The sequence below is a fragment of the Streptomyces sp. NPDC054765 genome (genome assembly GCF_053612065.1).
Genome location: NZ_JBSHBP010000001.1, coordinates 298038 through 322790 on the forward strand (window position 1 = coordinate 298038; position 24753 = coordinate 322790).

General features: G+C 69.9%; 21 protein-coding genes, 1 tRNA gene and 1 pseudogene. 8 read left to right on the forward strand and 15 right to left on the reverse strand.

Annotated features, from left to right (window positions below; translation table 11 throughout):
* Positions 1–91 precede the first annotated feature (91 nt).
* Positions 92–670: a DUF501 domain-containing protein gene (locus tag ACWGJY_RS01440; RefSeq protein WP_453258747.1), complete on the forward strand. Its 579-nt coding sequence runs from the start codon at positions 92–94 to the stop codon at positions 668–670.
* On the forward strand, positions 667–1638 hold the full coding sequence (locus ACWGJY_RS01445; RefSeq protein WP_453258748.1) for a Ppx/GppA phosphatase family protein: 972 nt from the start codon (positions 667–669) through the stop codon (positions 1636–1638). Before ACWGJY_RS01440 ends, ACWGJY_RS01445 begins: the two co-directional genes overlap by 4 nt.
* A gap of 121 nt (positions 1639–1759) precedes the next feature.
* On the opposite strand, the gene ACWGJY_RS01450 is transcribed toward ACWGJY_RS01445, so the two are convergent.
* From ACWGJY_RS01450 to ACWGJY_RS01470, 5 genes and pseudogenes are all read right to left on the reverse strand, one after another.
* Complete coding sequence (locus ACWGJY_RS01450) at positions 1760–2074, reverse strand: MazG-like family protein (RefSeq protein ID WP_453258785.1); 315 nt, start codon at positions 2072–2074, stop codon at positions 1760–1762.
* Between the two features lie 50 nt (positions 2075–2124).
* Positions 2125–2781: a dTMP kinase gene (gene tmk / locus ACWGJY_RS01455; protein WP_453258749.1), complete on the reverse strand. Its 657-nt coding sequence runs from the start codon at positions 2779–2781 to the stop codon at positions 2125–2127.
* The gene (locus ACWGJY_RS01460) at positions 2778–3686 is read right to left on the reverse strand and encodes a B12-binding domain-containing radical SAM protein (protein ID WP_453258786.1); all 909 of its coding nucleotides are present in this window, start codon (positions 3684–3686) and stop codon (positions 2778–2780) included. The genes tmk and ACWGJY_RS01460 overlap by 4 nt, the downstream gene beginning before the upstream one ends.
* 95 nt (positions 3687–3781) lie before the next feature.
* Positions 3782–3958: pseudogene (locus ACWGJY_RS01465) on the reverse strand (B12-binding domain-containing radical SAM protein); the annotation flags it as partial.
* A gap of 168 nt (positions 3959–4126) precedes the next feature.
* Complete coding sequence (locus ACWGJY_RS01470) at positions 4127–4558, reverse strand: DUF6624 domain-containing protein (RefSeq protein ID WP_453258750.1); 432 nt, start codon at positions 4556–4558, stop codon at positions 4127–4129.
* Between ACWGJY_RS01470 and ACWGJY_RS01475 the strand changes: the two genes are divergently transcribed.
* Positions 4545–4901: a hypothetical protein gene (locus ACWGJY_RS01475; RefSeq protein WP_453258751.1), complete on the forward strand. Its 357-nt coding sequence runs from the start codon at positions 4545–4547 to the stop codon at positions 4899–4901. The two genes, ACWGJY_RS01470 and ACWGJY_RS01475, sit on opposite strands and share 14 nt — an antisense overlap.
* 56 nt (positions 4902–4957) lie before the next feature.
* Here the strand turns inward: ACWGJY_RS01475 and ACWGJY_RS01480 are convergent, their stop codons facing one another.
* Together ACWGJY_RS01480 and ACWGJY_RS01485 are read right to left on the reverse strand one after the other, a co-directional pair.
* Positions 4958–5227, reverse strand: a complete 270-nt coding sequence (locus tag ACWGJY_RS01480; protein WP_201803747.1) for a type II toxin-antitoxin system RelE family toxin — start codon at positions 5225–5227, stop codon at positions 4958–4960.
* A complete protein-coding gene (locus ACWGJY_RS01485) occupies positions 5224–5496 on the reverse strand; it encodes a type II toxin-antitoxin system Phd/YefM family antitoxin (protein WP_393683123.1) in 273 nt (90 codons plus the stop codon). The genes ACWGJY_RS01480 and ACWGJY_RS01485 overlap by 4 nt, the downstream gene beginning before the upstream one ends.
* 550 nt (positions 5497–6046) lie before the next feature.
* Here ACWGJY_RS01485 and ACWGJY_RS01490 point away from each other — a divergent pair.
* Both ACWGJY_RS01490 and ACWGJY_RS01495 read left to right on the forward strand, forming a co-directional pair.
* Entirely contained in the window at positions 6047–7438 is a 1392-nt protein-coding gene (locus ACWGJY_RS01490; protein ID WP_453258752.1) for an NAD(P)/FAD-dependent oxidoreductase, read from the forward strand.
* 199 nt (positions 7439–7637) lie between these two features.
* Complete coding sequence (locus ACWGJY_RS01495) at positions 7638–8972, forward strand: class I SAM-dependent methyltransferase (protein ID WP_453258753.1); 1335 nt, start codon at positions 7638–7640, stop codon at positions 8970–8972.
* A 67-nt stretch (positions 8973–9039) separates the two neighbouring features.
* Here the strand turns inward: ACWGJY_RS01495 and ACWGJY_RS01500 are convergent, their stop codons facing one another.
* Together ACWGJY_RS01500 and ACWGJY_RS01505 are read right to left on the reverse strand one after the other, a co-directional pair.
* Positions 9040–11601, reverse strand: coding sequence for an ABC transporter permease (locus ACWGJY_RS01500; RefSeq protein ID WP_453258754.1), 2562 nt, complete (start codon positions 11599–11601; stop codon positions 9040–9042).
* Positions 11602–11654: 53 nt separating this feature from the next.
* Positions 11655–12437, reverse strand: coding sequence for an ABC transporter ATP-binding protein (locus ACWGJY_RS01505; RefSeq protein WP_453258755.1), 783 nt, complete (start codon positions 12435–12437; stop codon positions 11655–11657).
* A 474-nt stretch (positions 12438–12911) separates the two neighbouring features.
* On the opposite strand from ACWGJY_RS01505, the gene ACWGJY_RS01510 reads away from it, so the two are divergent.
* Positions 12912–12993, forward strand: a tRNA-Leu gene (locus ACWGJY_RS01510).
* A 1055-nt stretch (positions 12994–14048) separates the two neighbouring features.
* On the opposite strand, the gene ACWGJY_RS01515 is transcribed toward ACWGJY_RS01510, so the two are convergent.
* Together ACWGJY_RS01515 and ACWGJY_RS01520 are read right to left on the reverse strand one after the other, a co-directional pair.
* Positions 14049–15218: a glycosyltransferase gene (locus ACWGJY_RS01515; RefSeq protein ID WP_453258756.1), complete on the reverse strand. Its 1170-nt coding sequence runs from the start codon at positions 15216–15218 to the stop codon at positions 14049–14051.
* Positions 15218–18064: a bifunctional glycosyltransferase/CDP-glycerol:glycerophosphate glycerophosphotransferase gene (locus ACWGJY_RS01520; protein ID WP_453258787.1), complete on the reverse strand. Its 2847-nt coding sequence runs from the start codon at positions 18062–18064 to the stop codon at positions 15218–15220. Before ACWGJY_RS01520 ends, ACWGJY_RS01515 begins: the two co-directional genes overlap by 1 nt.
* Before the next feature lie 666 nt (positions 18065–18730).
* Between ACWGJY_RS01520 and ACWGJY_RS01525 the strand changes: the two genes are divergently transcribed.
* A complete protein-coding gene (locus ACWGJY_RS01525; protein WP_453258757.1) occupies positions 18731–19588 on the forward strand; it encodes a Bax inhibitor-1/YccA family protein in 858 nt (285 codons plus the stop codon).
* 130 nt (positions 19589–19718) lie between these two features.
* Here the strand turns inward: ACWGJY_RS01525 and ACWGJY_RS01530 are convergent, their stop codons facing one another.
* A complete protein-coding gene (locus ACWGJY_RS01530; protein ID WP_030088455.1) occupies positions 19719–19946 on the reverse strand; it encodes a DUF4287 domain-containing protein in 228 nt (75 codons plus the stop codon).
* Positions 19947–20044: 98 nt separating this feature from the next.
* Here ACWGJY_RS01530 and ACWGJY_RS01535 point away from each other — a divergent pair, with 98 nt between their 5' ends.
* Positions 20045–20404 carry a hypothetical protein gene (locus ACWGJY_RS01535; protein ID WP_453258758.1) on the forward strand — a complete coding sequence of 120 codons (360 nt, stop codon included), beginning with the start codon at positions 20045–20047 and terminating at the stop codon, positions 20402–20404.
* Positions 20405–20423: 19 nt separating this feature from the next.
* On the opposite strand, the gene ACWGJY_RS01540 is transcribed toward ACWGJY_RS01535, so the two are convergent.
* From ACWGJY_RS01540 to ACWGJY_RS01550, 3 genes are all read right to left on the reverse strand, one after another.
* Positions 20424–21377, reverse strand: coding sequence for a hypothetical protein (locus ACWGJY_RS01540; RefSeq protein WP_453258759.1), 954 nt, complete (start codon positions 21375–21377; stop codon positions 20424–20426).
* Between the two features lie 872 nt (positions 21378–22249).
* Positions 22250–23470 carry an acetyl-CoA C-acetyltransferase gene (locus tag ACWGJY_RS01545; protein ID WP_453258760.1) on the reverse strand — a complete coding sequence of 407 codons (1221 nt, stop codon included), beginning with the start codon at positions 23468–23470 and terminating at the stop codon, positions 22250–22252.
* A gap of 204 nt (positions 23471–23674) precedes the next feature.
* On the reverse strand, positions 23675–24688 hold the full coding sequence (locus ACWGJY_RS01550) for an SGNH/GDSL hydrolase family protein (RefSeq protein WP_453258761.1): 1014 nt from the start codon (positions 24686–24688) through the stop codon (positions 23675–23677).
* Positions 24689–24753 lie beyond the last annotated feature (65 nt).

A 24753-nucleotide genomic window follows, 5' to 3' on the forward strand; every position in this document is an offset into this window, starting at 1 on the left:
CCCTACCACCGCTGGGCCCCGGCCCGTAGTGTCGGCACCGGACGGGGCCCGCCCCGCCGTCACCTCACCACTCATCTCACCGAAAGCGCACATGGACACCCCCCCGCCCCAGACCGAGCCCACCGAGCCCACCGACGCGGACATCGCCGCCTTCCGGGAACAGCTCGGCCGCCCGCCGCGCGGCCTGCGCGCCATCGCGCACCGCTGCCCCTGCGGGCAGCCGGACGTCGTCGAGACGGCGCCGCGCCTGGAGGACGGCACACCCTTCCCCACGCTCTACTACCTCACCTGCCCGCGCGCGGCCTCCGCGATCGGCACGCTGGAGGCCAACGGCGTGATGAAGGAGATGACCGAGCGGCTGGCGGCCGACCCTGCGCTTGCCGCCGCCTACCGGGCCGCTCATGAGGACTACCTCCGGCGGCGGGACGCCATCGAGGTGCTGGCGGGCTTCCCGAGCGCGGGCGGCATGCCGGACCGGGTCAAGTGCCTGCACGTCCTCGTCGGCCATTCGCTGGCGGCCGGGCCGGGCGTCAACCCGCTCGGCGACGAGGCCCTGGCGATGCTGCCGGAGTGGTGGAAGAAGGGGCCCTGTGTGACCCCCTGCCAGGACACCTCCGGCGGCCAGGACGCCCCCGGAGCACAGGACGCGCGCGAAGGAGACGCCACGTGAAGCGGGTCGCCGCCATCGACTGCGGTACGAACTCCATCCGGCTGCTCGTCGCGGACGCCGACCCGGCCACGGGCGAGCTGAAGGACCTCGACCGCCGGATGCAGATCGTCCGGCTGGGCCAGGACGTGGACCGCACCGGGCGGCTGGCCCCCGAGGCGCTGGAGCGCACCTTCGCCGCCTGCCGGGAGTACGCCGCGGTGATCAAGGGCCTGGGTGCCGAGCGGGTCCGCTTCGTGGCGACCTCGGCCACCCGGGACGCGGAGAACCGCGACGACTTCGTCCGCGGTGTGGTCGACATCCTGGGCGTCGAGCCCGAGGTGATCACCGGCGACCAGGAGGCGGAGTTCTCCTTCAACGGCGCCACCAAGGAGCTCACCGCTCGCGCGGACCTGGAGCGGCCCTTCCTGGTCGTCGACATCGGCGGCGGTTCGACCGAGTTCGTCCTCGGCGACGCCTCGGTACGCGCCGCCCGCTCGGTCGACGTCGGCTGCGTACGGATGACCGAACGGCATCTGGTGCATGCGGGCGATATCAGCGACCCGCCGGCCTCGGAGCAGATCAACGCCATAAAGGCCGATGTCGACGCGGCGCTGGACCGGGCCGAGGAGACCGTCCCGCTGAGCGAGGCGGTCACCCTCGTGGGCCTGGCCGGCTCCGTGACCACGGTCGCCGCGATCGCACTGGGCCTGGACCACTACGACTCCGAGGCCATCCACCACTCCCGGATCTCCCTGGCGAAGGTCCGCGAGATCACCGGCATGCTGCTCTCCGCCACCCATGCCGAGCGCGCGGCCATCCCCGTCCTGCACCCGGGCCGGGTCGATGTGATCGGCGCGGGCGCGCTCGTCCTGCTGTCGGTCATGGAACGGTCGGGCGCAGGGGAGGTCGTCGTCAGCGAGCACGACATCCTGGACGGCATCGCCTACAAAGTGGCAGAGGACGCCGAGGAGGATAAGAAAAAGCCCTGACCTGCGGTGATGCGGCCTGAGCGACCCTCTGGAGCGCATCCTGCGGCAGCAAGAACGCTACGGCCCCGACGTCGCTTTTGCGGCGATGTCGGGGCCGTAGGCATTCCTGCCCCGTGACGGGTCAGGCGTTCAGGGATCGATCGGCGACGTGGTCGAGGCGCTCGGCGAACACCTTCTCGGCGTCCGGGTTGATCGTCTTTAGGGCGACCATGCTCGTCATGATGACGTCGCAGAGCTCGGCCTGTACGTCTTCCCATGTGTGGCTGTTGCCCTTGCGTGGGTTGGAGCCGGCTACGCCGTGGATGGCCTCGGCTACCTCGCCGGCCTCCTCGCTGATCTTGAGTACGCGCAGTAGACGGGCCATTTCGGGCGACACGCCGCTCTCTGCGTCGAGCCACTCGACAAGCCGGCCGATGGTGTCCCAGGTGTCGCGCATGTGTGAGGTGCTCCGTGTTCTGTCCGGGGTGCCGAGGGTGGTCGCTGCGTTCATGAGGTCGCCCGGGGCCCGTCGGTTCTGATGTGTGGCTCGACGCTACCGGGGGGTGGGGGCAGCGTGTCGCCGATTCGGGCGGCGGCCTCCGATGGGGTGGTGCTGCTCGTGTTCAGGGTGAGGACTGGCATGCCGAGGTGTTTGAGGGTCTGCTCGGCCTGTTTGTACAGCTCGACCTCGCGGGCGGGGGCGTCGGGGTGATGCTCGAATCGGTGGTGCGCGCCCCGAGCCGTAAGCCGGCCCTTGATGGTGCTCGGGGGAGCAGTAAGGATCACTGCGAGGTCGGGCAGCACGATGTCGGCGTTGAGGGCGAGCAGGAAGGGCTCGGGCACGTCGTCGAGGCGCTGTACGACGAGGGTCGAGGCGAGGTAGCGGTCGCACACGACGGTGTCGCCGGCATCGAGGTGGGGCTGTATCTCGTTCCTGATGTGGTCGTATCGGTCGGCGGCGACGAGGCAGGCGAGCGCGCGCCCGTGAATGTGGTCGGCGTTGGCTCGGGTGAACTGCCCGAGGGCGCTCGTCGAGGGCTCGGTCGTGGTGTGGATGCTGTCGCCGCGGTCACGCAGGTACTCGGCGAGGGCGGCGAGGGTGGTCGACTTCCCCACGCCGCCGGGGCCGTCGAGAGTGATGAATCGGCCGCGGTGCTGTGTCATGCGGCAGCCCCCTGCCGGTCGTTACGGTCGTGCTGTTCGCGGGTGAGGGTGGCGAGGGTGGCGCGCAGCTTGTGCAGGGGTACGCCGCCGAACTGGATGCCGACGGAGAAATTGAATTCGTCGCGGGCGCGCATGGACTCGTCGGCGCCCTGGTCGGTGAGGTCGACGTCGGCGTACGCGAGCATGGCGTCGGCGTCGTGGCCGGCCTCGGTCAGCTGCTGCCATACGGGGGTGCCGGGGTAGGGGCGGAACTCGAATACGGAGGCGCGGAAGTTGCCCGGGTTTCGGTCGGCGAGGTTCCATAGGTTGTGGATGTGGCGCACGGTGGCGTCGAGGTCTTCGCGTTGTTCGCCGGGGTATCCGAGGATGAAATACCCCTTGACGTTGATGCCGCGTTCCATGAGGCGGTGCGCGACGTCCTCGGTCATCTCGCCCGTGATGCGCTTGTCCATGGCGGCGAGGATGCGGTCGCTTCCGGACTCGATGCCGAGGGCGACCTCGCGCAGCCCGTTGCGGGCGAGGGTGTCGAGCATGTCGTCGTCGGCGCGGGTAAGGACGTTGATACGTCCGGTCGCGTCCCAGACGAACCGCTCGCCGATCCGGTGCGCGGTGAACGCGTCCATGGCGGGGCGGATGACGCGGGCGGCGCCGAGAAACAGGTCGTCGACGAAACGGAAGGCGGTTGCGCCGTGGTCGGCGTTGAGCGTCTCCAGTTCGGCGACGATGTTCTCGGGCGTGCGGGTGCGGATCTTGACGTCAGGGTTCGCGGAGACGGCGGCGCCGCAGAATCCGCAGTCGTAGGGGCAGCCACGGCTGCCGACGATGTTCGCCTCGATGCGGCCGTCGTCGGTGCGGTAGGGGTCTTGTGGGAGGTATCGGCGGTCGACGAACGGTAGTGCGTCGATGTCAGGGGCTCGGCGCGTCGCTGCTCGTCGTCGAGCAGGGCGGCGACGCGGGTCTCGCCCTCGCCGAGGACCAAGGCGCGAAGCCGGGACATGCGCGGGTCGGCGAGGATGCGCTGCGGCATGGCCTTTGCCTGGTGCCCGCCGACCATGAGCAGGGTGTCGTCGGCGAGGCCGGCCGCGATGCCGGCCGAGAGTTCATAGGTGGGGGCGAGCAGGTTCATGCCGACCCATCGGGGGCGGACGGCGTTGATGGCGTCGAGTGTCTGTGCGATGCCGAGGCCGTGCGCCTCGGCATCGAGTACGCCGACGTTGAAGCCGGCCTGCTCTCCTGGCGTTGGGCGCGCTGCGCGCTGTGGTGTGCGGGTGCCATCGTTGCCTTTCTGTCGTGATCGTGTGGGGAGCTGCGACCTTTGCCCCGAAACGGTCGCCGGTTGGGGTGGTTAGCTGGTCTGGTGGCCACGCCCTTTGCCGTCGCGGCAGCGAATGACGACGACCTTTCCGCGCTGCATGGTCTTGATGCGCTTCTCTCCGTCGCAGGTGGTGCAAGTTCGGACAGTGGGGCTATGCGGCGCGGCGAGCGTGGGTGTCGGGGCGGCGACTTCCCACAGCTGCATCCCGCGGCCGTCGCCACTGTCGCGGTACTGCGTGCCGTACAGCTGCGGCCGTTGCTGACGCACGAGGCACCGGTCGGTGAGGTAGGCGAGCTGTATCGCGGTGGCCGCGCCGCGCTCGACGGCGTCGCGGATGAGTTCGAGTGCGTGCAGCTGGAAGTCGAGTTCCGCATGCTGCGCGATGAGCCAAGCGGCGTTGGCGGCCTCCTCGCCGACGAGGGACTGCCCCGGCCATCCGTGCTCGTCGATGATCCGCTGCAAGCTGTCCGCCGAGCTCGACAAGATCAAGGCGGCGCTAAGGCGACTCGTCAAGGACTACGCACTCCATCCCGACCGGTACCCGGAGGACGAGTACGACGAGGCGCGCTGGGAGCTGGAGGAAGATCGCCGCAAGGCGCTCGCGCAGCTCGCCGAGTACGACGAGGAAGCGGCACCAGAGGAAGCCTTGCCCACGCAAGAAGACTTCCCCCCCCCGATGTGGACACCCGCTGTTAAGACGGGTGCCCCCGTGCCATCAGGGGGAACGCTGACCGATGATCCGAGTGTCGCTTTGGGAGCCGTGCCCGACGGCATTGCCTGGCACGCCGCACTCGACGACGAGTGACCCTTCAACTGGCGAGAGCGCCTGGACGGATCCTTCGGGCTCCGGGCTGTCCGCTCTCAGATGTTGCGGTAGACGTCGCGCCGGTCGCCGACCTTGACGACGAGGATGATGAGTTCGCCGTCTTCGACCTGGTAGGCGATCCGGTAGTTGCCGACCCGAAGCCGATAGAGGCCCGACGGGCCGGTGAGCTTCTTGATGTCGGCGTCCTCGCGGTACGGATCGTCGCCGAGCGCGGTCAGCGCGGCCAGGATGCGCATGGCGGCAGGCCGGTCGATGGCTCGAAGCTGCCGTTGTGCCGCTGCGGTGAATCGGAACGCGTACTTCACGCCGCGCCTTCGGAGCGCTCGGCGAACAGGTCTGCCAGCAGCTCAGCCATGGTCACGGTCGGGCCGCCCTCGGCCAGGACCGCTTCCGCTTCCCGGGCCAGCAATACATCGGCCGCCTCCTCAAGCGCGTCGAAGTCCGCGATCGGCACCACGGCTGCCACCGGTATGCCATTGCGGGTGATCACCGTAGGTGAGCCCTCCTCGGCACGATTGATGTGGTCCGCCAGGTGCGCACGGGCTTCCCGTACGGTCACAGTGCTCTCAGCCATAAGGGAAGTGTACGCGTCTTTGTGTACACACGCCCGGGAAGTGAATGACGCTTTGAAGGTGATGCCCGACGGCATCGCCTGGCGCCTCACCGGCTGACGGACGGAGCACGGCGGCGCAGGCCCGGCAACGGCCTCTGCTGTATGGCCCTTTGAGTGGGCGGTACGCCCTTCCGATCGCCTGCGGGAGGGCCCCGGGAGGCTCCGCGGACAGGTCCGCGGAGAAAGTTCGTGAAATCCTTCACATGAAAAAGCCTCCCGTTGGGCGAACAATCTGATCGTCCGACCCTCATTCGAAGGCTGCGGGGCGTCCTGACCCGGAAGGTGCGCGGATGCCGGTGCGCGGGCGGCGCGCTCACCCCGGCGGTGGTTCGCCCGCCGGGCGGGCGACAATCCCTGATCAACAGGGGTTTCCAACGCCTCGCGACACACGGTGGTTCCGGTTGACACTATGGCGTCGGTCACGAAGGCGGCGGAGTGTAGCAGATGCCCCCTGCTTGCTTGTGAAGGGGCTCACGAGCGACCCCCCATGTGGGGGTGGATACTCGATTGCATGAGCACCACGGAGCGTCCCAGGATCCTCGTTGTAGGCGGTGGGTACGTAGGCCTGTACGCGGCACGCCGCATCCTCAAGAAGATGCGGTACGGCGAGGCGACCGTCACGGTCGTCGACCCGCGCTCGTACATGACGTACCAGCCCTTCCTCCCTGAAGCTGCAGCCGGCAGCATCTCCCCCCGCCATGTCGTGGTGCCGCTACGACGTGTGCTGCCCAAGGCGGAGGTTCTCACCGGCCGGGTCACCACCATCGACCAGGACCGCAAGGTTGCCACGATCGCCCCGCTGGTCGGCGAGGCGTACGAGCTGCCCTTCGACTACCTGGTCATCGCGATGGGCGCGGTGTCCCGCACCTTCCCGATTCCCGGCCTGGCCGAGAACGGCATCGGGATGAAGGGCGTGGAAGAGGCCATCGGCCTGCGCAACCACGTGCTGGAGCAGCTGGACAAGGCCGACTCCACGACCGACGAGGACGTCCGCCGCAAGGCACTGACCTTCGTGTTCGTCGGCGGTGGCTTCGCGGGTGCGGAGACCGTCGGTGAGGTCGAGGACATGGCCCGGGACGCCGCGAAGTACTACAACAACGTGAAGCGCGAGGACATGCGCTTCCTGCTGGTCGACGTCGCCGACAAGATCCTCCCCGAGGTCGGCCCCAAGCTCGGCGCCTACGGCAAGGAGCACCTGGAGAGCCGCGGTGTCGAGGTCTACCTCAAGACCGGCATGGACTCCTGCGTCGATGGCCACGTGGTGCTGAACAACGGCCTGGAGGTCGACTCCAACACCCTCGTGTGGACCGCCGGCGTCAAGCCGAACCCGGCGCTGTCCCGCTTCGGTCTGCCGCTCGGCCCGCGTGGTCACGTCGACACCGCAACCACCCTCCAGGTGCAGGGCACCGACTACATCTGGGCGGCCGGCGACAACGCGCAGGTCCCCGACCTGGTCGGCCGCAAGGCCGGCAACGAGAACGCCTGGTGCCCGCCGAACGCGCAGCACGCGCTGCGGCAGGCCAAGGTCCTCGGCGACAACGTGGTGTCCGGGATGCGCGGCTTCCCGCAGAAGGACTACAGCCACGCCAACAAGGGCGCGGTCGCCGGTCTGGGCCTGCACAAGGGCGTCGCGATGATCGTCATGGGCAAGATGAAGATCAAGCTCAAGGGCCGTCTCGCCTGGTACATGCACCGCGCGTACCACGGCATGGCGATGCCGACGTTCAACCGCAAGATCCGGGTCTTCGCCGACTGGACGCTGGCCATGTTCCTCAAGCGCGAGGTCGTCTCGCTCGGCGCCATGGAGAACCCCCGCGAGGAGTTCTACGAGGCCGCCAAGCCGGCGCCCGCCCCGGCGGCCGCCGCCGAGGCCGGGGACAAGACCAAGGCCAAGGCTTCCTGAATTCCCGGTCGGGTACTCCGACCAGCCCGAAGGGCGTCCGCCATCCGTGGGGCGGGCGCCCTTTGGCGTGTCCGCTCTGGCGAAAACCGGCCGGTGTGCGCTTCTCTTACGTGTGAACGGGACTATCCGGGCGCCCCATTGGCGTTTACGTGGTGGGTGAAACTTCTTTGCCCGACTCGTCAACACGGAGGTGTGCGACATGGCCGACGCCGCTGGACGGCTCACCAAGCTCGCCGAGGAGGTGCTGGGCACCCCGCTCCCGGTGCGTATCCGCGCCTGGGACCGTAGCGAGTCCGGTCCGCCGGGGGCACCCGTCCTCGTCATCCGCCATCGCCGGGCGCTGCGCCGACTGCTGTTCAAGCCCGGTGAGCTGGGCCTGGCCCGCGCCTGGGTGGCCGGTGACATCGATATCGACGGCGATCTCTACGCGGCGCTCGATCTGCTCGCCGGGCTGATCTGGGAGCGGGACACCGACGCCCCCAAGCCGCCGCGCGCCGCCGTACTGCGCGCGCTGGCCCGCCCGGAGATCCGCGCCGCCGCCCGGGAGCTGCTGACCCTGGCCGGCGCCCCGGTGCCGCCCGCACCGCCCGCGGAAGAGGCCAGACGCCGCCGTGGACCGCTGCACACCCTGCGGCGCGACAAGGAAGCCATCAGCCACCACTACGACGTCGGCAACGACTTCTACGCCCTGGTGCTCGGCCCGTCCATGGTCTACTCCTGCGCCTACTGGGAGACCGCCGAGGACGGCGCCACCACCCTGGAGGACGCCCAGCGCGACAAGCTCGACCTGATCTGCCGCAAGCTCGGCCTGCGGGAGGGCGTGCGGCTGCTCGACGTCGGCTGCGGCTGGGGCTCGATGGTGCTGCACGCCGCCCGCGAGTACGGCGTACGCGCGGTCGGCATCACCCTCTCCGAGGAGCAGGCCACCTTCGCCCGTAAGCGCATTGCCGAGGCCGGGCTGGCCGACCGGATCGAGATCCGGGTGCAGGACTACCGCGAGATCAAGGATGAGCCGTTCGATGCCCTCTCCTCGGTCGGGATGGCCGAGCACGTCGGCCGGACGCAGTACGCGGAGTACGCGCGCGCCCTGCACTCCCTGCTGAAGCCCGGCGGGCGGCTGCTCAACCACCAGATCGCCCGCCGGCCGCAGGCCGACGAGGAGGCGTACCAGGTCGACGATTTCATCGACCGGTATGTCTTCCCGGACGGTGAGCTGGCGCCGCTCGGCCGGACCGTCGGCCAGCTGGAGGAGGCCGGGTTCGAGGTGCGGGACGTCGAGGCGATCCGGGAGCATTACGCGCTGACGCTGCGGCGCTGGGTCGCCAACCTGGAGCGGCACTGGGACGAGGCCGCGCGGCTCACCTCCCCGGGGCGGGCCCGGGTGTGGCGGCTGTACATGGCCGCGTCCGCGCTGTCCTTCGAGCGCAACCGGATAGGAGTCAACCAGGTGCTGGCCGTCCGTACGCCGGACGGCGGGGCCGCGGGGGTGCCGTTGCGGGCGCGCGACTGGCGCACCGGCGCCCTCGGCGGCTGAACGCCGCCCGCCCACCCGCTGCCGTCAAGCAGCGGGTGGGCGGGCAACGGGACCGGCGCCGGGGGCGTTATTCGGCCTTGATGGCGGCCAGCATGTTGAGCCGTGCCGCCCGGAGCGCCGGCCACAGGGCGGCCAGTACGCCGACGAGCGCGGCCAGGCCGAGGAAGATGCCCATCCGGGCCCACGGCAGCACCAGTTCGTAGGTGGGCAGGTGGGCGCTGATCAGCCGGCCGACCGCCCAGCCCATGAATACTCCGAGCCCGATGCCGAGCACCCCGCCGAACAACGAGATGACCAGCGACTCCAGCCGCACCATCCGCTTGATGCCGCGCCGGTCCAGGCCGATCGCGCGCAGCATGCCGATCTCCTGCGAGCGTTCGAAGACCGACATCGCCAGGGTGTTGATGACCCCGAGCACCGCGACGATCACGGCCATGGCCAGCAGGCCGTAGAGCATGTTCAGCAGCAGGGTGAACATCGAGGCGATGGTGTTCGAGACGTCTTTCTTGTCCGCCACGGTGATCGCCGGGTTCTTGCCGAGCGCCTCGACCAGGTCGTCCTTGTGTGCGTCGGTGGCGCCGCCGGCCATCTTGACCAGCAGCTGCTTGTCGCTGATGTCCTTCTGGTGCGGAGCCAGGGTGCGGTTGTCGAGGATGACGCCGTTGAGCATCTGGTTGCCCTTGTAGACGCCCGAGACGGTCAGGGTGGACTTCTTGCCGTCCTGGAACGTCACGGGGAGCCGCGAGCCGGCCCGCCAGCCGTGGCCGCCGGCGGTTTCCTGGTCGACCAGGACCCGGTCGCCGCGCAGGGGGCCGAGCGACCCCTCGCTGAGGTCGGGCCGGACGAGCGAGCCGAACTGTGCGCCGTCCACACCGGTCAACTGGGTCGGCTGCTGCGCCGCGCTGCCGGTGCCGATCTTCGCCATGCCCTCGCGCAGCGGGGTGAAGGCGGTGATGCCGGCCGCGTCGCGGACGTTCTGCTCCGCGGTGGCGGGCAGCTGCGTGTCGCCCTGCATCGAGACCGTGTAGTCGGCCTTCAGCGCATCGACGGCCAGCTTGTCGATGCCCTTCTGCGTGCTGCCGGCGATCACTGTCATGCCGGTGATCAGGGTCAGCCCGATCATCAGCGCGGAGGCGGTGGTGGCCGTACGGCGCGGATTGCGCAGCGCGTTCTGCCGGGCGAGGCGGCCGGAGATGCCGAAGGCACGCAGGACGGGGGTGGCCAGCGCGATCAGCGGACGGGAAAGCAGCGGCGTCAGGATGAACACGCCGACCAGCAGCAGCATCCCGCCGCCGCCCAGCATGACCTTGCCGGTGGCGTGGCCGTCGTACACGGAGGTGGCGACGAGTACCGAGGCCGTACCGATACCCGCGACGAGCGCACCGAGGGTGTTGCGGACCAGCAACGACTTGGTGGTGGCGGCGGCGTGCACGCTGTTCATCGCGGCGACCGGCGGGACCTTCGCGCCGCGCCGGGCGGGGAGCCAGGCGGCCAGCACCGTGATGACGGTGCCGATGCCCAGGGCGGCGACGGCCGTCGAGGGCGAGACCACCAGTGGCCCCTCGGGGAACTTCGCGACGAAGCCGTTCAGCACCTCCCGCAGCAGGGCGGCGATGCCGATTCCGGCCACCAGGCCCGAGACACCGGCGATCGCACCGACGAAGAGCGCCTCGATCAGCACGGAGCGGGTGACCTGGCGCCGGCTCGCACCGACCGCGCGCAGCAGCGCCAGTTCCTTGGTGCGCTGGGCGACCAGCATGGTGAAGGTGTTGGCGATGAGGAAGATGCCGACGAAGAGCGCGACGGCGGCGAAGGCCAGCAGCGCGGTCTTCATGCCCTGCATGTTCTGGTCGATCGCCTTGGCCTCGGCGTCGGCGAGTTCCTTGCCGGTGGCGGTGGTGGCGCTGCCCTGGGGCAGTGCCTTGCCGATCGCCTGCTGCAGTGCGGCCTGGGACGTCCCGGCCGCGGCCTGGACGTCGATCTCGCTGTATCCGCCGGACAGCCCGAACAGCTGCTGCGCGGTCCGGGTGTCGAACAGGGCCAGCGAGCCGCCGGCGGCGACCTGGCCGTCGTCGGTGGTGAAGATGCCGGTCAGCTTCTGCTGCCGGACCGGTCCGCCGGCGGATATCCGGACGGTTTCGCCGACGTGGTAGCCGCCCTTCTCGGCGGTGCCCGCGTCCAGCGCGAACTGGTCCGCGCGGGTGGGGGCCGTGCCCTGCTTCATCGGATAGCGGGCGTCCTTGCCGTCCTTGCCGGGGAAGTAGTTGCTGCCGCGGCTGTTCAGGCCCTGGGCGATCAGCTTGCCGTCTTTGTCGCCGATCCCGGTGAAGCCGTTGGCGGTGCCGGTGACGGAGGCGGCGCCGGGGAGACGGGCCAGGGTGCCGAGCGCCTTGCCGTCGAGCCGGGCGTTCTCGGCGCGGGTGCCGGGCGGCCCGTCGGGCGACGCCGGCGTCACGGCGACATCGACGTTGTCGAAGCTCTTCTGGGAGCTGGTGCGGAAGGCGTCGGAGATGGTCGAGGTGAAGACCAGGGTGCCGGAGACGAAGGCCACGCCGAGCATCACGGCGAGGACGGTCATCAGCAGCCGGGCCTTGTGCGCAAGTACGTTGCGCAAGGCGGTACGGAACATGGTGGGTCAGTCCTGGAGGAGAGGTCCGGAGTACGGGTGGGGGCTGCCGCGGGTCAGCTCGTACGGCGGTGGGCGTCGAAGCCCTTCATCCGCTCCAGCACCGTGTCGGCGGTGGGGCCGGGCATGTCGTCGACGATCCGGCCGTCGGCGAGGAAGACCACCCGGTCCGCGTAGGAGGCGGCGACCGGGTCGTGGGTCACCATCACCACGGTCTGGCCGAGTTCGCGTACGGAGTTGCGCAGAAAGCCGAGGACTTCGGCGCCGGAGCGCGAGTCGAGGTTTCCGGTGGGCTCGTCGGCGAAGATGATCTCGGGCCGGGAGGCGAGCGCGCGGGCGACCGCGACGCGTTGCTGCTGGCCCCCGGAGAGCTGGGCGGGGCGGTGCTTGAGACGGCCGGACAGGCCGACGGTCTCCACGACGCGGTCCAGCCAGGCGCGGTCGGGCTTACGGCCCGCGATGTCCATGGGCAGGGTGATGTTTTCCAGGGCGTTCAGGGTCGGCAGCAGGTTGAACGCCTGGAAGATGAAACCGATCTTGTCGCGCCGGAGCTGGGTGAGCTTCTTGTCCTTCAGCCCGGTCAGTTCGATGTCGCCGATCCTCGCGGAGCCGCCGGAGATCGCGTCCAGCCCGGCCATGCAGTGCATCAGCGTCGACTTGCCGGACCCGGAGGGGCCCATGATCGCGGTGAACTCGGCCTGCCGGAACTCGACGGAGACCGCGTCCAGGGCGACCACCTGGGTCTCGCCCTGTCCGTAGACCTTGGAGAGGTCCGTGGCGCGGGCGGCCGCCGCGGTGGCGCGGGTGGCGGTGGAGACGCCGGAAGGGGTGGTGGTCACGGGGAGGGGCTCCTGTCGGGACGATGAACCGCCGGACGGCGACGGCCGTGGGGGCGGCTGCCGCGGACTGCGGCGGACGCTTTCCATCGTGGGACAGGGCGAGGGGCGCGGACGTCAACCCCTGTGCCCGTCCTCGGCCACACCTGGGAGGTAGCCGAGGCATGTGCGGTCATCCCTGGGGAGGAGACGGACCCTGATGCGGCTGCCGCGTCCGCAGCAGCCGGACGGGTGGGCCCCCGGGGGTGACGGGGGTGCTGAGGGGGCGTCGAGTTTCCGTCAATTCGGGCACGAAATTGCGCTGCGGCGTGTCCTGGCGAACGGGGGGTCCAGGCATGCGTCCAAGGCCTGCACCCGGCGCTGATGCACCCTCAGTTGCCAATAAAATAAGACAACCTCGGGAAGAGCGGCCGATCCGCGTCGTGCGCTGCGGGCTACGCTCGTGCTGCCTCTTTGAGGTGGCATGGGGGATCCCAGGCCCGGATGGTGGAATGCAGACACGGCGAGCTTAAACCTCGCTGGCCTACGGGCCGTGCCGGTTCAAGTCCGGCTCCGGGCACTGCTCAGCCGCAGCATTGAGACCTTGAACAAACAACCATATAGGGCTGGGGCTCATGCCGCTCACGGGAACACCCCGGGAACGCATGGGCCTTTGACGGTGTGCGGGGCGAGTCCGCGAACGGAAAAAACCGTGCCGGAAATATCACGGGTTACCAAGTGAAGTGCGGCGATGGCGGCACCGGGCAACGCCTCGCCGGCCCGCGGGGCACGCGCGGGCGAGGCGGTCAGGAGCTGCTGAGCGACCGTCAACTCGACCCGGTGGCACCGTCCTTCGGGGTGTGCGCGCCGGCCGCCCGGGAGGAATGCTGACGAGGCGGTCGGCATCCGCAGTGGCTCCCGTGCCGTCGGGATGCGGTGGCCGCGTCGCCCGGTCGTCGAAGGGCCTACCCGTGACGCCTGCCCGGGGTAACTTGAATTTTTGGATTTTTCTGTCCTCGGTAGGTGCGGCATACGCGGTGCCGGGCACTTCCGCTCCGGCATCAGCCGCCCGCCCGGACGGGAAAGGGCCGTGCTTGTTCTGTTGCCCGGGACCGTGGGCGTCTTCTTCGGGCCGGGTGGTGGGCCGGGAGGCGCGGCCGGTCCGCTGTGCCTCCCGGCCCGGATCAGGGGCGAGCCGGGGTGGAACCTTGTCCGGGCGCGCAGTCCGCGTTTCCGGTTTTCCGGCGTAAGCCCCGTCCGCCGAGCGGCGCGGAATCCCCGTGAACGTGCCGGGCGCCGGCTTTCGGGAGTTCCGCGCGGGAAAGGAAAGCGCCAAATCGCCTTGAGGGGGCGGCGTTGTGACGGCTGTGCACGAGGGGAATCCCGCCGTCGCCGGGCGGAGTCCCCGTCGCCGGGCGGAGTCCCGGCATGCCGCCGGCCGTGCACGGCGGCCTCCTCCTGCGGGTCCATGTCATCGAACTGGCCCTGCGCGATGCGCAACTGACCCCGCAGGACATCGGTCATGTGCACGCCCACGGCTCCCGCCAGAAGCGGCCGCGTGACGAAGGGCCGCCGGGTAAGCCCGGCGGCCCTTCGTGTCCTGCGGTACGTGGCCGGCTCGGCGACCTCTGGGAGTCAGCGCTCCACGAGCGCGAACAGGCTCTCCCAGCGGCCGACGATCTCCTGGGTGGAGAACCGCTGGATGTTCTCCCGGGCGGTTTCGCCCATCGTGTCCCGGAGGTCCTTGTCGGACATCAAGGTGTCGAGGTGCCGGGCGAATTCGGTGATGTTGCCGGGGGGAGCGAGGAATCCGTCCACACCGTCCGAGATGATCTCGTGGACGCCCGGCGCCACGTCGAACGCCACACACGGCACGGCGGTGGCCATCGCCTCCATGGGCGCCAGCGGGAAGCCCTCGCCGCGCGAGCTGAGCGCGAAGACCGCACTCTCCCTCAGCGCCCCGGGGACATCGGCGGTCCGGCCCATCCACTCGACCGTGTCCGTGATCCCCAGCTCGGCGGCCTGCTTGCGCAGCGCCTCCGCTTCCTCGCCGGAGCCGTAGATCCGCAGGGTCCAGTCGGGGTGCTGCGGCGCGACCTTCGCCCAGGCCTCCAGCAGCAGGTCCACGCCCTTCTCCTCGTGGAGCCGGCCGATGCTGACCACGCACTTGCGGGCGCGGTCGGAAGGGACCTCGGGGAAGAACGGCAGCGGGTTCGGCATGAAGCCGACGTTGTCCATCCGCTGGCGGATCCAGCGGTCGGCGTCCTCCCGGGTGAGCGTCAGCATCCGGTCGACATCCTCGTAAAACCGCTTGACGCGGCCGAAGCGGGACGACTTGCGACAGGTTTCGAACGATTCATGGCTCATTCCGATCACCGTCAGCCCCGCGGTGTCGGCCAGCGTGACCCACTCCATCGCCCACACCTGCGTGACGATCACCACCCCGCCCGGCTTCGCCGCCCGGAACAGTGCGCTCATCTTGGCCGCCTGCTCCTGCATACCGGCCTCGCGGGCGGTCCGGCGGCGCTGCTCGGCGAGGTTGAGCTTGTCCCTGAGGCCGCGTACGGGGCGGACGGCCGGCGGATGCGCGGCGTAGAGCGTGGTGGTCTTGAACGGGAGATCGGCCGCCAGCTCGTGGACCCGGCCCTCGGGGGGCGGCACGATGCCGACGATGTGCACCCGGTGGCCCCGCTCGCTGAACAGGCGCGCCATCTGGTGCGACCAGCTGGTGATGCCGCCCATCTCGTTGACGCTGTTGGAGACGAAGAAGATGTCCCGCGGCTCGGCTGCGTACGACTTGGTCATCAACGGCTCCACTGCGCGAAAAACTGCTCGACGATGCTCTGGGCGGCGGTGCCGCTGTCGTATTCCCCGAACTTGGCGACGAATTCCTTGCGGCTCTTCGCGTAATCCAGAGCCTGCGACTCGAACGACGTGATCGCCTCGTGGAAATCGTCCTCGGTGCGGACCACCGGGCCCGGTGCGTGCTCCAGCAGATCGAAGTAGGTGCCACGGCCCTCGTGCACATACTCGTCGTAGTCGTAGGTGAAGAACACCAGCGGCCGGTCGAGCAGCGCATAGTCGAACATCACCGAGGAATAGTCCGTGATCAGCCCGTCGGCCAGTTCCAGCAGCGGCGTCACGTCGTGGTGCGCCGAAACGTCGATGACCCGGCCCTGCACGGTCGGTGGCAGCACCACATGATTGAGGTAGTGCGAGCGCACCAGGAGCACATACCGGTCGCCGAACTGGTCGGCGAAACGCTCCACGTCGAAGGGCAATTCGAAGCGCCCGTGCCGGCCGCCCGCCTTGCGGAACGTCGGCGCGTAAAGCAGCACGGTCTTGTCGTCGGGGATGCCCAACTTCGCCGCCAGCGGCCCGCGTTCACGCGCGCCCCGGTCCTCTTCCCGCTGCCGGGTGCGGACCAGTGCGTCATTGCGGGGGTAGCCCACCCGCAGCAGGGTCCTCTCCTGGAGCCGGAACGCCTTGGCCAGGGTGTGCACATCGTGCTCGGAGCGGACCAGGAACCGGTCGAAGCGGTCCAGCGAACGCTGCTGCTCCGCCTGCTGCTGCCGGGTCTGCGCCTTCAGCGACGGCTGGTCGAAGCCCATGTTCTTCAGCGCCGAGCCGTGCCAGGTCTGAAGGTAGGTGGTTTCCGGGCGCTTGGTGAGCTTGAGCGGGTAGCTCTGGTTGTCCACCCAGAACTCGGCCTGCGCCAGCGCCTTGAGGTAGGGCAGGGACCAGCGCTTGACGAGGGTGGCGTCCTTCGGGAAGTCCTTCGGGGACCCGGCGTACGACCAGATCGCCTCGAACTTCAGGCCCTGCCGCCGCATTTCCTCGTAGAGGGCACGCGGGCTGTCGCTGTACTGCTTGCCCAGGTGGCTCTCGAAGACCACCGTGCGCTTCTTGACCGGCAGCCGGCTGAACACCTCGTGATAGGCGCGCAGCTTGTTGTCGCCGGAGGTGACCTTCTTGCGCAGTTCCTTCGCCTTGCGGTAGCCGGTCTTGGCCAGTATCCCCGGCTTGCCGCGCACCCCGCGGGTGATCAGTTCCTGGACGCGCTCGGCGTTGCGGCTCTCGCTGACCAGGCGGAACGCCAGATGCCCCTTGGCCGAGACATGCGGCTGCACATGATCGGCGACCATCCGCGACAGCCGCGGCCGCACCGGCAGCCCGCCGGACAGCTCGGTGTCGGCGACGGTGAGCCGGCTCGTGGTGCGCACCCCGTCCACGTCCAGGCGCAGCCGTACGTCCCAGATGGTGTCGACGATGCCCAGCGGGCGCAGCTTCGCGGTGAGGTCGGCGACGGCCTCCCAGTGGATGGCGTCACCTTCGTGGCGCAGCGCCCGCACCGGGAAGTGGAAGGACTGCAGGCTGCGCCGCCGGGCGCTGAACTCCAGCTCGCCCTTGAGCTGCGCGCCGGGCGGGATGACGCCGAGCGGGTTGTTGATCCGGCCGGTCAGCGAGACGGACCTGCCGGACTCACTGAAGCCGGTGAGCTGATTGCGCAGGAACAGCTGGTTGACGGGCTTCTCGTGGTAACCGACGCCGGTGACGTCCAGGATCTCGCGCCCGAACGCGTCGTCGAAGTAGCCGTCGCACCAGTAGATCCGGCCCTCGTGCTCGGCGAGCGGCGAGGAGACCTTGTCGCGGTTGATGAGCGTGTCGACCGCCGGGATCAGGTGGTCCCAGTCACCCTGCTGGAGCAGATACGCACAGATGGCCTGTATCGGCTGCACACGCTCGTACGCCTCGGGGGCGATGCTCTCCAGGTATTCCCGGGACAGCTCGGCGAACTCCTGGCGGTAGGAATCGTCGCGGAACGGCAGGTCCCGCAGATGCAGCACCAGGTCGTGCTTGAGGAATTTAACGTCCTTGGCGAGCTTCATCTCGCTCAGCCCGCGCTCCGCCAGCATGGCGTCGATACGCCGATGGATTTCCAGCCGGTGGGAGTAGTTGCTCATTTCGTGCCGCCGGTTCGTCACCGACTTCACGGCGGCCTGCTCATGGACGTGCCAGAAGTAGACCTGATTGGGAATCAGGGTGATGCGTTGCGCCGCAAGATAGGCATCGGCAATAAATACCAGGTCCTCGTAGAACATTCCCTTGGGGAACAGGAGATTGTTCTCGACGAGGAATTCCCGGCGATAGCATTTATTGGTGCACAGGGTGTCCCAGACGAACAGGTCCGGCAATTCCGTGACGGATTCCAGTGTGCGGGTGGTGGAATACAGCCAGGCATACCACTCGTCGCGCTTCTGGTTACGGGTGTCCTTGTGCAGCCGGACGGTCAGTCCGGAAACGATGTCCGAGCCGGTTTCCTCCGCCGCCTCCAGCATATTTCTGCAGGCATTGAGTTCCAGGACGTCATCGCTGTCCAGGAACATGACGTACCGGCCCGCGGTGTGCTGGATGCCGACGTTCCGCGGCTCGCCGCCCGCGCCGCTGTTCTCCGGCAGCTGGAAGGCTCTGACCCGCCCGGGGTGAGCGGCCGCGAGGTGCTGCGCCACTTCGAAAGAACGGTCGGTGCTGCAGTCGTCGACGATCACCACCTCGACGTCCCGGAGCGTTTGGTCCAGCACGGACTGGACCGCGGTCGGCAACCGGTCGGCGTCGTTGTAGACGATGACGACTACTGAGACGTCAGGCACAGGCACCTCAACCCTCTTTCGCTACTGTTTCCCGCCAGAATAGCCCTGTCTACACCCTCGGATTACAACCGATCGCGCCCGAAGTGCTACGGACGGTGAGTCGTGGGAGCGACGGGAAGGGGGACTCCGGCGTTCGGATCTTGACCATGCGCCAGCCCCGCAGATCGATCCGCCGGGGCAGACTCCGGCCAGCAGGGAAGACGGGCGCCCCGGTGAATCGGTTGCCTGCGCGTCATGTGACGTCCGTTGCGATCAGACATTTATCGGATTCCGTGCGAAGTGCGGCGGGAAGCGGCAGGAAGAGGTCCCGGGGGAAGCAGACGGAAATGGCAGTTCGAGCACGGTGGCATCACGTGACGACAACAGACGACGACAAGAGGACGGCAAGAGCGCGGCAAGGCAACGGCAAGAGGACGGCAAGAGACCGAATACCCGGAATGCCGGGGATGGGGCGACGTGAAGGACGGCCGGCCGGGCCCTGGGCCGGCCGTGTGCGGTGTCCCGGGCCCCGCCGCGGGCACCACCGGGCCCTCCCGTACGTCCTCCCCATGGAGGAGGCGCGGGCGCGAGTGCAGGGAAAGATCCTGCTCAAGAACTAGCGACGCCCCTTTGCCAGGCCATTACGCTTGCCGTCAAGGCCGCGCAGGGCGGCCATGGAGGAGTGAGATGAGGAGCAGCAACCCGGTCTTCTCGCGACGGGGGTTCAGCCGCGACACCGGCTACGCGGGCTTCCACGCGCCGCCGCAGGCCGGGGGCGCCGCGAACCCGTACGCCGGAACGAACCCTTACGCGCAGGACGGCAATCCGTACGCCGAGGGCGGGCAGGCCACCCAGGCGCCGCCGCAGTACACGCCGCAGACCCGCCCGATGACGATGGACGATGTCGTCGCGCGCACCGGCATGACGCTCGGCACGGTCATCGTGGGCGCCGCCATCGGCTGGCTCTTCCTGACCGAGAACCTCGGCTTCGCGGTCGGCGCCGGCCTCGTCGCGATGGTGCTGGGCTTCGCCCAGTCCTTCAAGCGCAAGCCGTCGCCCGCCCTGATCCTGTCGTACGCGGCGCTGGAGGGCCTCTTCCTCGGCGCGCTGAGCGGCTACCTCAACGAGCTGCCGAAGATGAGCGGCGCCCCCATGCAGGCGGTGCTGGGCACGATGGCGGTGTTCGTCGCCATGCTGGTCGCCTACAAGACGCGCATCGTGCGGGTCACCGCCCGCTTCACCCGCTTCGTGATGATCGCCGCGCTGGGCTTCGTCCTGCTGTCGCTGGTCAATGTGCTGTTCATGGCGTTCGGCGGCGGTGACGGCCTCGGCTTCCGCAGCGGCGGCCTGGGCATCCTCTTCGGCATCGTGGGCGTGGTCCTCGGCGCACTGTTCCTGGCCCTGGACTTCAAGCAGGTCGAGGACGGCATCGCCTACGGCGCTCCGCGCGAGGAGTCCTGGCTGGCGGCGTTCGGTCTGACGCTGACGCTGGTGTGGATCTACATGGAGATGCTGCGGCTGATCTCGATCCTCCGGGGCGACTGACCCCGCAGGACGCCGGGCGCGCACGCGCCCTACGCGCCGCACGAAGGGCCCGCGGGCGACCCGCGGGCCCTTCGGCGTGTGGAGCGGTGGGAGTCCTGGACCGGACCGGGGCTGAGCCCGTCACCGCGGATCAGAACTTGCGCGCGGCGCGCCTGAGGTCGTGTTCATGGACGATTGCCTTGGCATGCCCGTAAGCGAGGTTGTGCTCGCCACGGAGCCAGCTGACCTTTTCGTCGAAGCGGAAGAGAGCGGGACCTTCCTCAACGGTGCGCAGCCAGTCGGAGATTTCCCGGCCGGTGCAGTGCGGGATACGGGAGAGCATGTTCCGGTGGGTCTCTTCGGAGAAGAGCTGAGACATCGGCGCCTCCGGACGCGGTCGATGCTGATTCTTCAGCCCACCGTGCCTGAGCGTTCGGGCGTTGGCAACCACCCGGGGGTGGCGCATAGGCTCACGGCGTGCTTGACGTGACCCCCCTGCAGACCGCCGTGGACGCCCTCGCCGACCGGCTCAGATCCATGCCGCAGAGCGGACTCGACCGCGGTGCCGCGGCCGAAGGACTCGCCCTGGCGCGGCAGTTGGCGACCCGGGCGCAGCTGATCGAGCGGCCGGGGGAGCCCCCGTACGAACTGCCGGACGCCGGGATGTTCGCGGCCGGCGACCAGCTGGCGGTGGCCGGCCACGACCTGGTCGAGGCGCTGCGGGCCGCGGCGGTGCACAGGGCCGGCGCGGCGGTGGATTCTGACGCGAAAGTGGCCCTCGTCGAAGAACTGGCCCAGGCCGTGCGATCCGTCCGGGCGGCGGCGGAACGCTGCTGACGCGAGCCGCCGCGCCGGGTCAGAGCGAGGCGATGACGCGGTCGGCGAGGATGTAGACGCTCTCCTCGTGGCTCTCGCCCCAGGCGAAGGTCAGCGCGTACGCACCGGAGATACCGGAGCCGCCCAGCAGGACGGGGGTGTGCCCCGCGTGCAGGGCGCCGGCCACGCGCTCCGCGGTCTCGCGCTGCCCGGGGGTCAGACAGAGCGTGGTGCCGTCGCTGAAGACATAGACGTCCAGGGTGCCCAGCGGGCCGGGGCGGACGTCCGCGAGCGGGGTGACCTGCTGTGCCAGCTCCTCCAGGCGCGCCACGGTGCGCTCGTGGTCACCGACCACCGGGGACGGGGAGAAGTCAGGGTGCGAGGGGTGGCGCCGGCGCGCGGCGGCGAGTTCGGCGGACTCGGTCTCCTCGACGGGCTCCAACTCCGGCGCGTCCAGGGCGTCCATGGACTCCAGTGCGTCCATGGCCTCCATGGCGTCGGGGCCCAGCAGCGGTTCCAGCCCGGCCAGGTCCGCCTGGCGGGGCAGGAACGGCTGGCCGTCGAGCCGGTCGGACTCCTGACGTTCGGGCAGCTCGCGCTGGTCGGCGCGGGTGTCCAGGAGGCCGTCGTCGCCGAGGCCGGCGAGGCCGCCCAGCAGCGACGGGGCGTCGGCGGCGTCCCTGGCCTCCTGCGCGGCCCAGAAGGCGCGGGCCTCGGCGAGTTCGCGCTCCCGCTCCTCGGCCAGGGCATCGGCGACGGCGGCACGTATGTCGGCGAGCGGGGTCTCGGCGGCCGGGGTGGTGCGGGCGGCCGGGATGGTCGCGGCGGGGTGCACCGCCCCGGCGCCCGCGACGACGTCCTGGCGGGCGGCGCTGAGCTCGGCGTGCAGCTCGGCGATCTGGCGGCGCAGGGCGCGGGCGGTGTGCAGGGCGGCGGCGCCCAGTGCCACGGCGACGGCCGCGGCCGGCAGCAGGACGAGGGTGGTGACGCTCATGCCGAAACCTCTCTTCGTTCGGTCTCGCATGCGCGAGACGCGCACCTGCCGATGACTCGCTCGTGGCGCTCGCTCATGCGTCCTCCCCACTTCGCTCGGCGGCCCTCATGGCACGGGCCGCGCATCGGTTACGTGGACTTCCCCCGGCCCTTCGGCCGGGGTGACCCTCTTGACGCGCCCGCTCACGGGACCACTCCGGGTAGCCGCTCGCTCACCGGCGTACTCCCGTTAGCAGAATGTTCTCCGACTTCCTACATCAGGCTGCCGGTGGTCGGCGACCGCTCGCGTTGCGCGATGTCCCGAAAAGGTGGGGGAGAGGGGCTCCGTACGAGCGAGCGAACCCATGCTGACCTGCAAGAACGCTTCTCCCCCAGGGCGTTGGTCACAATCCTGGGGGAGATTGGGTCGCGATCTCGTCAACGGGTGGCGCAGGTCACGCCATGTCGCCGCCCGTATGTGAGCGACAGCGAAGGGTGTGCGCCGGGCGGGAGTTGGTCCGTTTTGTCGCGCTCCCGTTCGGGCAGTCCGGGTGCCGGGCCCGCGGGCAGTCCGGGTGCCGGGCCCGCGGGCAGTCCGGGTGCCGGGCCCGCGGGTGGCCGGGGGCTGGGCCTGCGGGTGGCCCCGGGGGCCCGGCCTGTCTTCCGCTGCGGCGCGGCTCAGCCGGATGCGTCAGTGGTTGCGCGGGGTTTCGCTTCCGCTGTGAGTCGGGGCCGGGGCATTCGTTCCTGCGCCCCGGCCCCGGTCCCGACCCCTGCCCTCCGCTGCAACTCAGCTCAGCCGCGCGTGTTCGTGGTCGCGCTGCGCTTCGCTTCCGCTGCGGGCAGGTGCCGGGCACTCGTTCCTCGCACCCGACCCCTACCCTCCGCTCCAGCTCAGCTCAGCCGCTCGATGACCATCGCCATGCCCTGGCCGCCGCCGACGCACATCGTCTCCAGGCCGAACTGCTTGTCGTGCCACTGGAGGGAGTTGATGAGGGTGGTGGTGATCCGGGCGCCGGTCATGCCGAAGGGGTGGCCGACGGCGATCGCGCCGCCGTTGACGTTCAGGCGGTCCAGGTCGATGCCCAAGTCGCGGTAGGACGGGATCACCTGGGCGGCGAACGCCTCGTTGATCTCGACCAGGTCGATATCGGAGACCGAGAGGCCGGCCCGCCGCAGGGCCTGCTTGCTGGCCTCGACCGGGCCGTAGCCCATGATCTCGGGGGACAGGCCCGAGACGCCGGTGGAGACGATCCGTGCCAGCGGCGTCAGGCCCAGCTCGCGGGCCTTGGTGTCGGACATGATGACCAGCGCCGCGGCACCGTCGTTCAGCGGACAGCAGTTGCCGGCGGTCACCAGGCCGTCGGGGCGGAAGACCGGCTTGAGGCCGGAGACGCCCTCGACGGTGACGCCGGCGCGCGGGCCGTCGTCCTGGGAGACGACCGTGCCGTCGGGCAGCGTGACCGGGGTGATCTCCCGCTCCCAGAACCCGTCGTTGATCGCCTTCTCGGCGAGATTCTGGGACCGCACGCCGAACTCGTCCATGTCCTGGCGGGTGACCCCCTTCAGGCGGGCGAGGTTCTCCGCGGTCTGGCCCATCGCGATGTACGCGTCCGGGACCAGGCCGTCCTCGCGCGGGTCGTGCCAGTCGGCGCCCTCCTGCCCGGCGCGCGCCGCGGTGCGGGCCTCGGCGTCGGCGAACAGCGGGTTGTGGGTGTCCGGCAGGCCGTCGGAGCTGCCCTTGATGCTGCGCGAGACGGTCTCGACACCGGCCGAGAGGAAGACATCGCCCTCGCCGGCCTTGATGGCGTGCAGCGCCATGCGGGTCGTCTGGAGGGACGAGGAGCAGTAACGGGTGATGGTGCAGCCCGGGAGATGGTCCATCCCCATCTGGACGGCCACGATGCGGCCGAGGTTGTGGCCCTGCTCGCCACCGGGGAGCCCGCAGCCGAGCATCAGGTCGTCGATGTCCTTGGGGTCCAGCTCGGGGACCTTGGCGAGGGCGGTCTCGATGATCTTCGCGGTCAGGTCGTCCGGACGCAGATCCTTGAGCGAGCCCTTGAAGGCGCGGCCGATCGGGGAGCGGGCGGCTGAGACGATCACGGCTTCGGGCATCACACGGCTCCAAGTGCGCGGGAAACGGGCGGACTGTGAGGGAAGTTACCTGCACGTAGTGCTGAGGTCACGGGGTCCGCGCTGTGATGCGGGCCTCTTTTCTAAGCGGGCGCTTATGGGAACGGGGAAGGGTCGCAGGGTATTCCCGTGCGGCCCTCCGGCGGCTGTGGGGTGCCGCCCGGGACCGTGCCGGGCGGCACCCCGTCACCCCGTGACGGACGACGGGTCCGTCGGCTCCGGGGCCGGCAGCTGGCGGCGCCTGCGGTGCTTGAGCAGTGCCCAGGGCGCACGGGAGGCGGTGACCTCCGTGCCGCCCTCGGCAGCCGCCTCGGCGGCCGCCTGCTCGACCGGCAGCAGCCCCTCGCCGCGGGCGGGCTCCGGCTGCTCCTTCTCCGGCCACAGGCCGAGCGCGGCGCACAGCGTCGGCAGGACGGCCATCGCGGCGGTGGCGTAGCCCTCCGCCGACGGGTGGAAGTTGTCCGGCCCGAACAGCTCCCGTGGATTCGCCTCGAATTCGGGGCCGAGCAGATCGCCGAGCGAGACGGTGCGGCCGCCGCTCTCGACCACCCCGATGGTCTGGGCGGCGGCGAGCTGCCGCGAGAGCCGCCGGGCCACCCAGCGCAGCGGCTGGTAGACCGGCTCGATGGTGCCCAGATCGGGGCAGGTACCGACGACCACCTCGCAGCCTGCCGCGCGCAGTGTGCGTACCGCGTCGGAGAGATGGCGTACGGACTGCGCCATCGGCATCCGGTGGGTGACGTCGTTCGCGCCGATCATGATGACGCAGACGTCCGGGACCGCGGTGCCGTCCGCCAGCATCAGTTCCACCTGGCGCGTCAGGTCGTCCGACTGCGCGCCGGGCAGTGCCACATTGCGGAAGTCGACGGGCAGCTCGGAGAGCGCGGCCAGACCGGCGGCGAGCAGGGCGCCGGGCGTCTGGCGGGCGCGGTGGACGCCCTGGCCCGCGGCGGTGGAGTCGCCGAGAAAGCCGAGTCGCAGCGGCCGGCGGTCGGTGCGGTGGTCGAAGGCGGCACCGTAGCGGCCGTCGGCGCACGGCGGAATGTCGCTGGAGCCGCCGACCGTACGGCGGGCAAGCCGGACCTCGGTCAGCAGCACCCCGACCGTGGCGACACCGAGCAGCCCGATCCCGCCGCCGCCGACAGCGGCGGCGGTCGCGATCCGCCGCGCCACTCTGGCCCTGGACATCGTCATCGGCATGGGCCGGGCACCTCCCCGCGCACTGCGGACGCGCCCTGGCTCCGGGGGCCGGACGCGCTCATGAG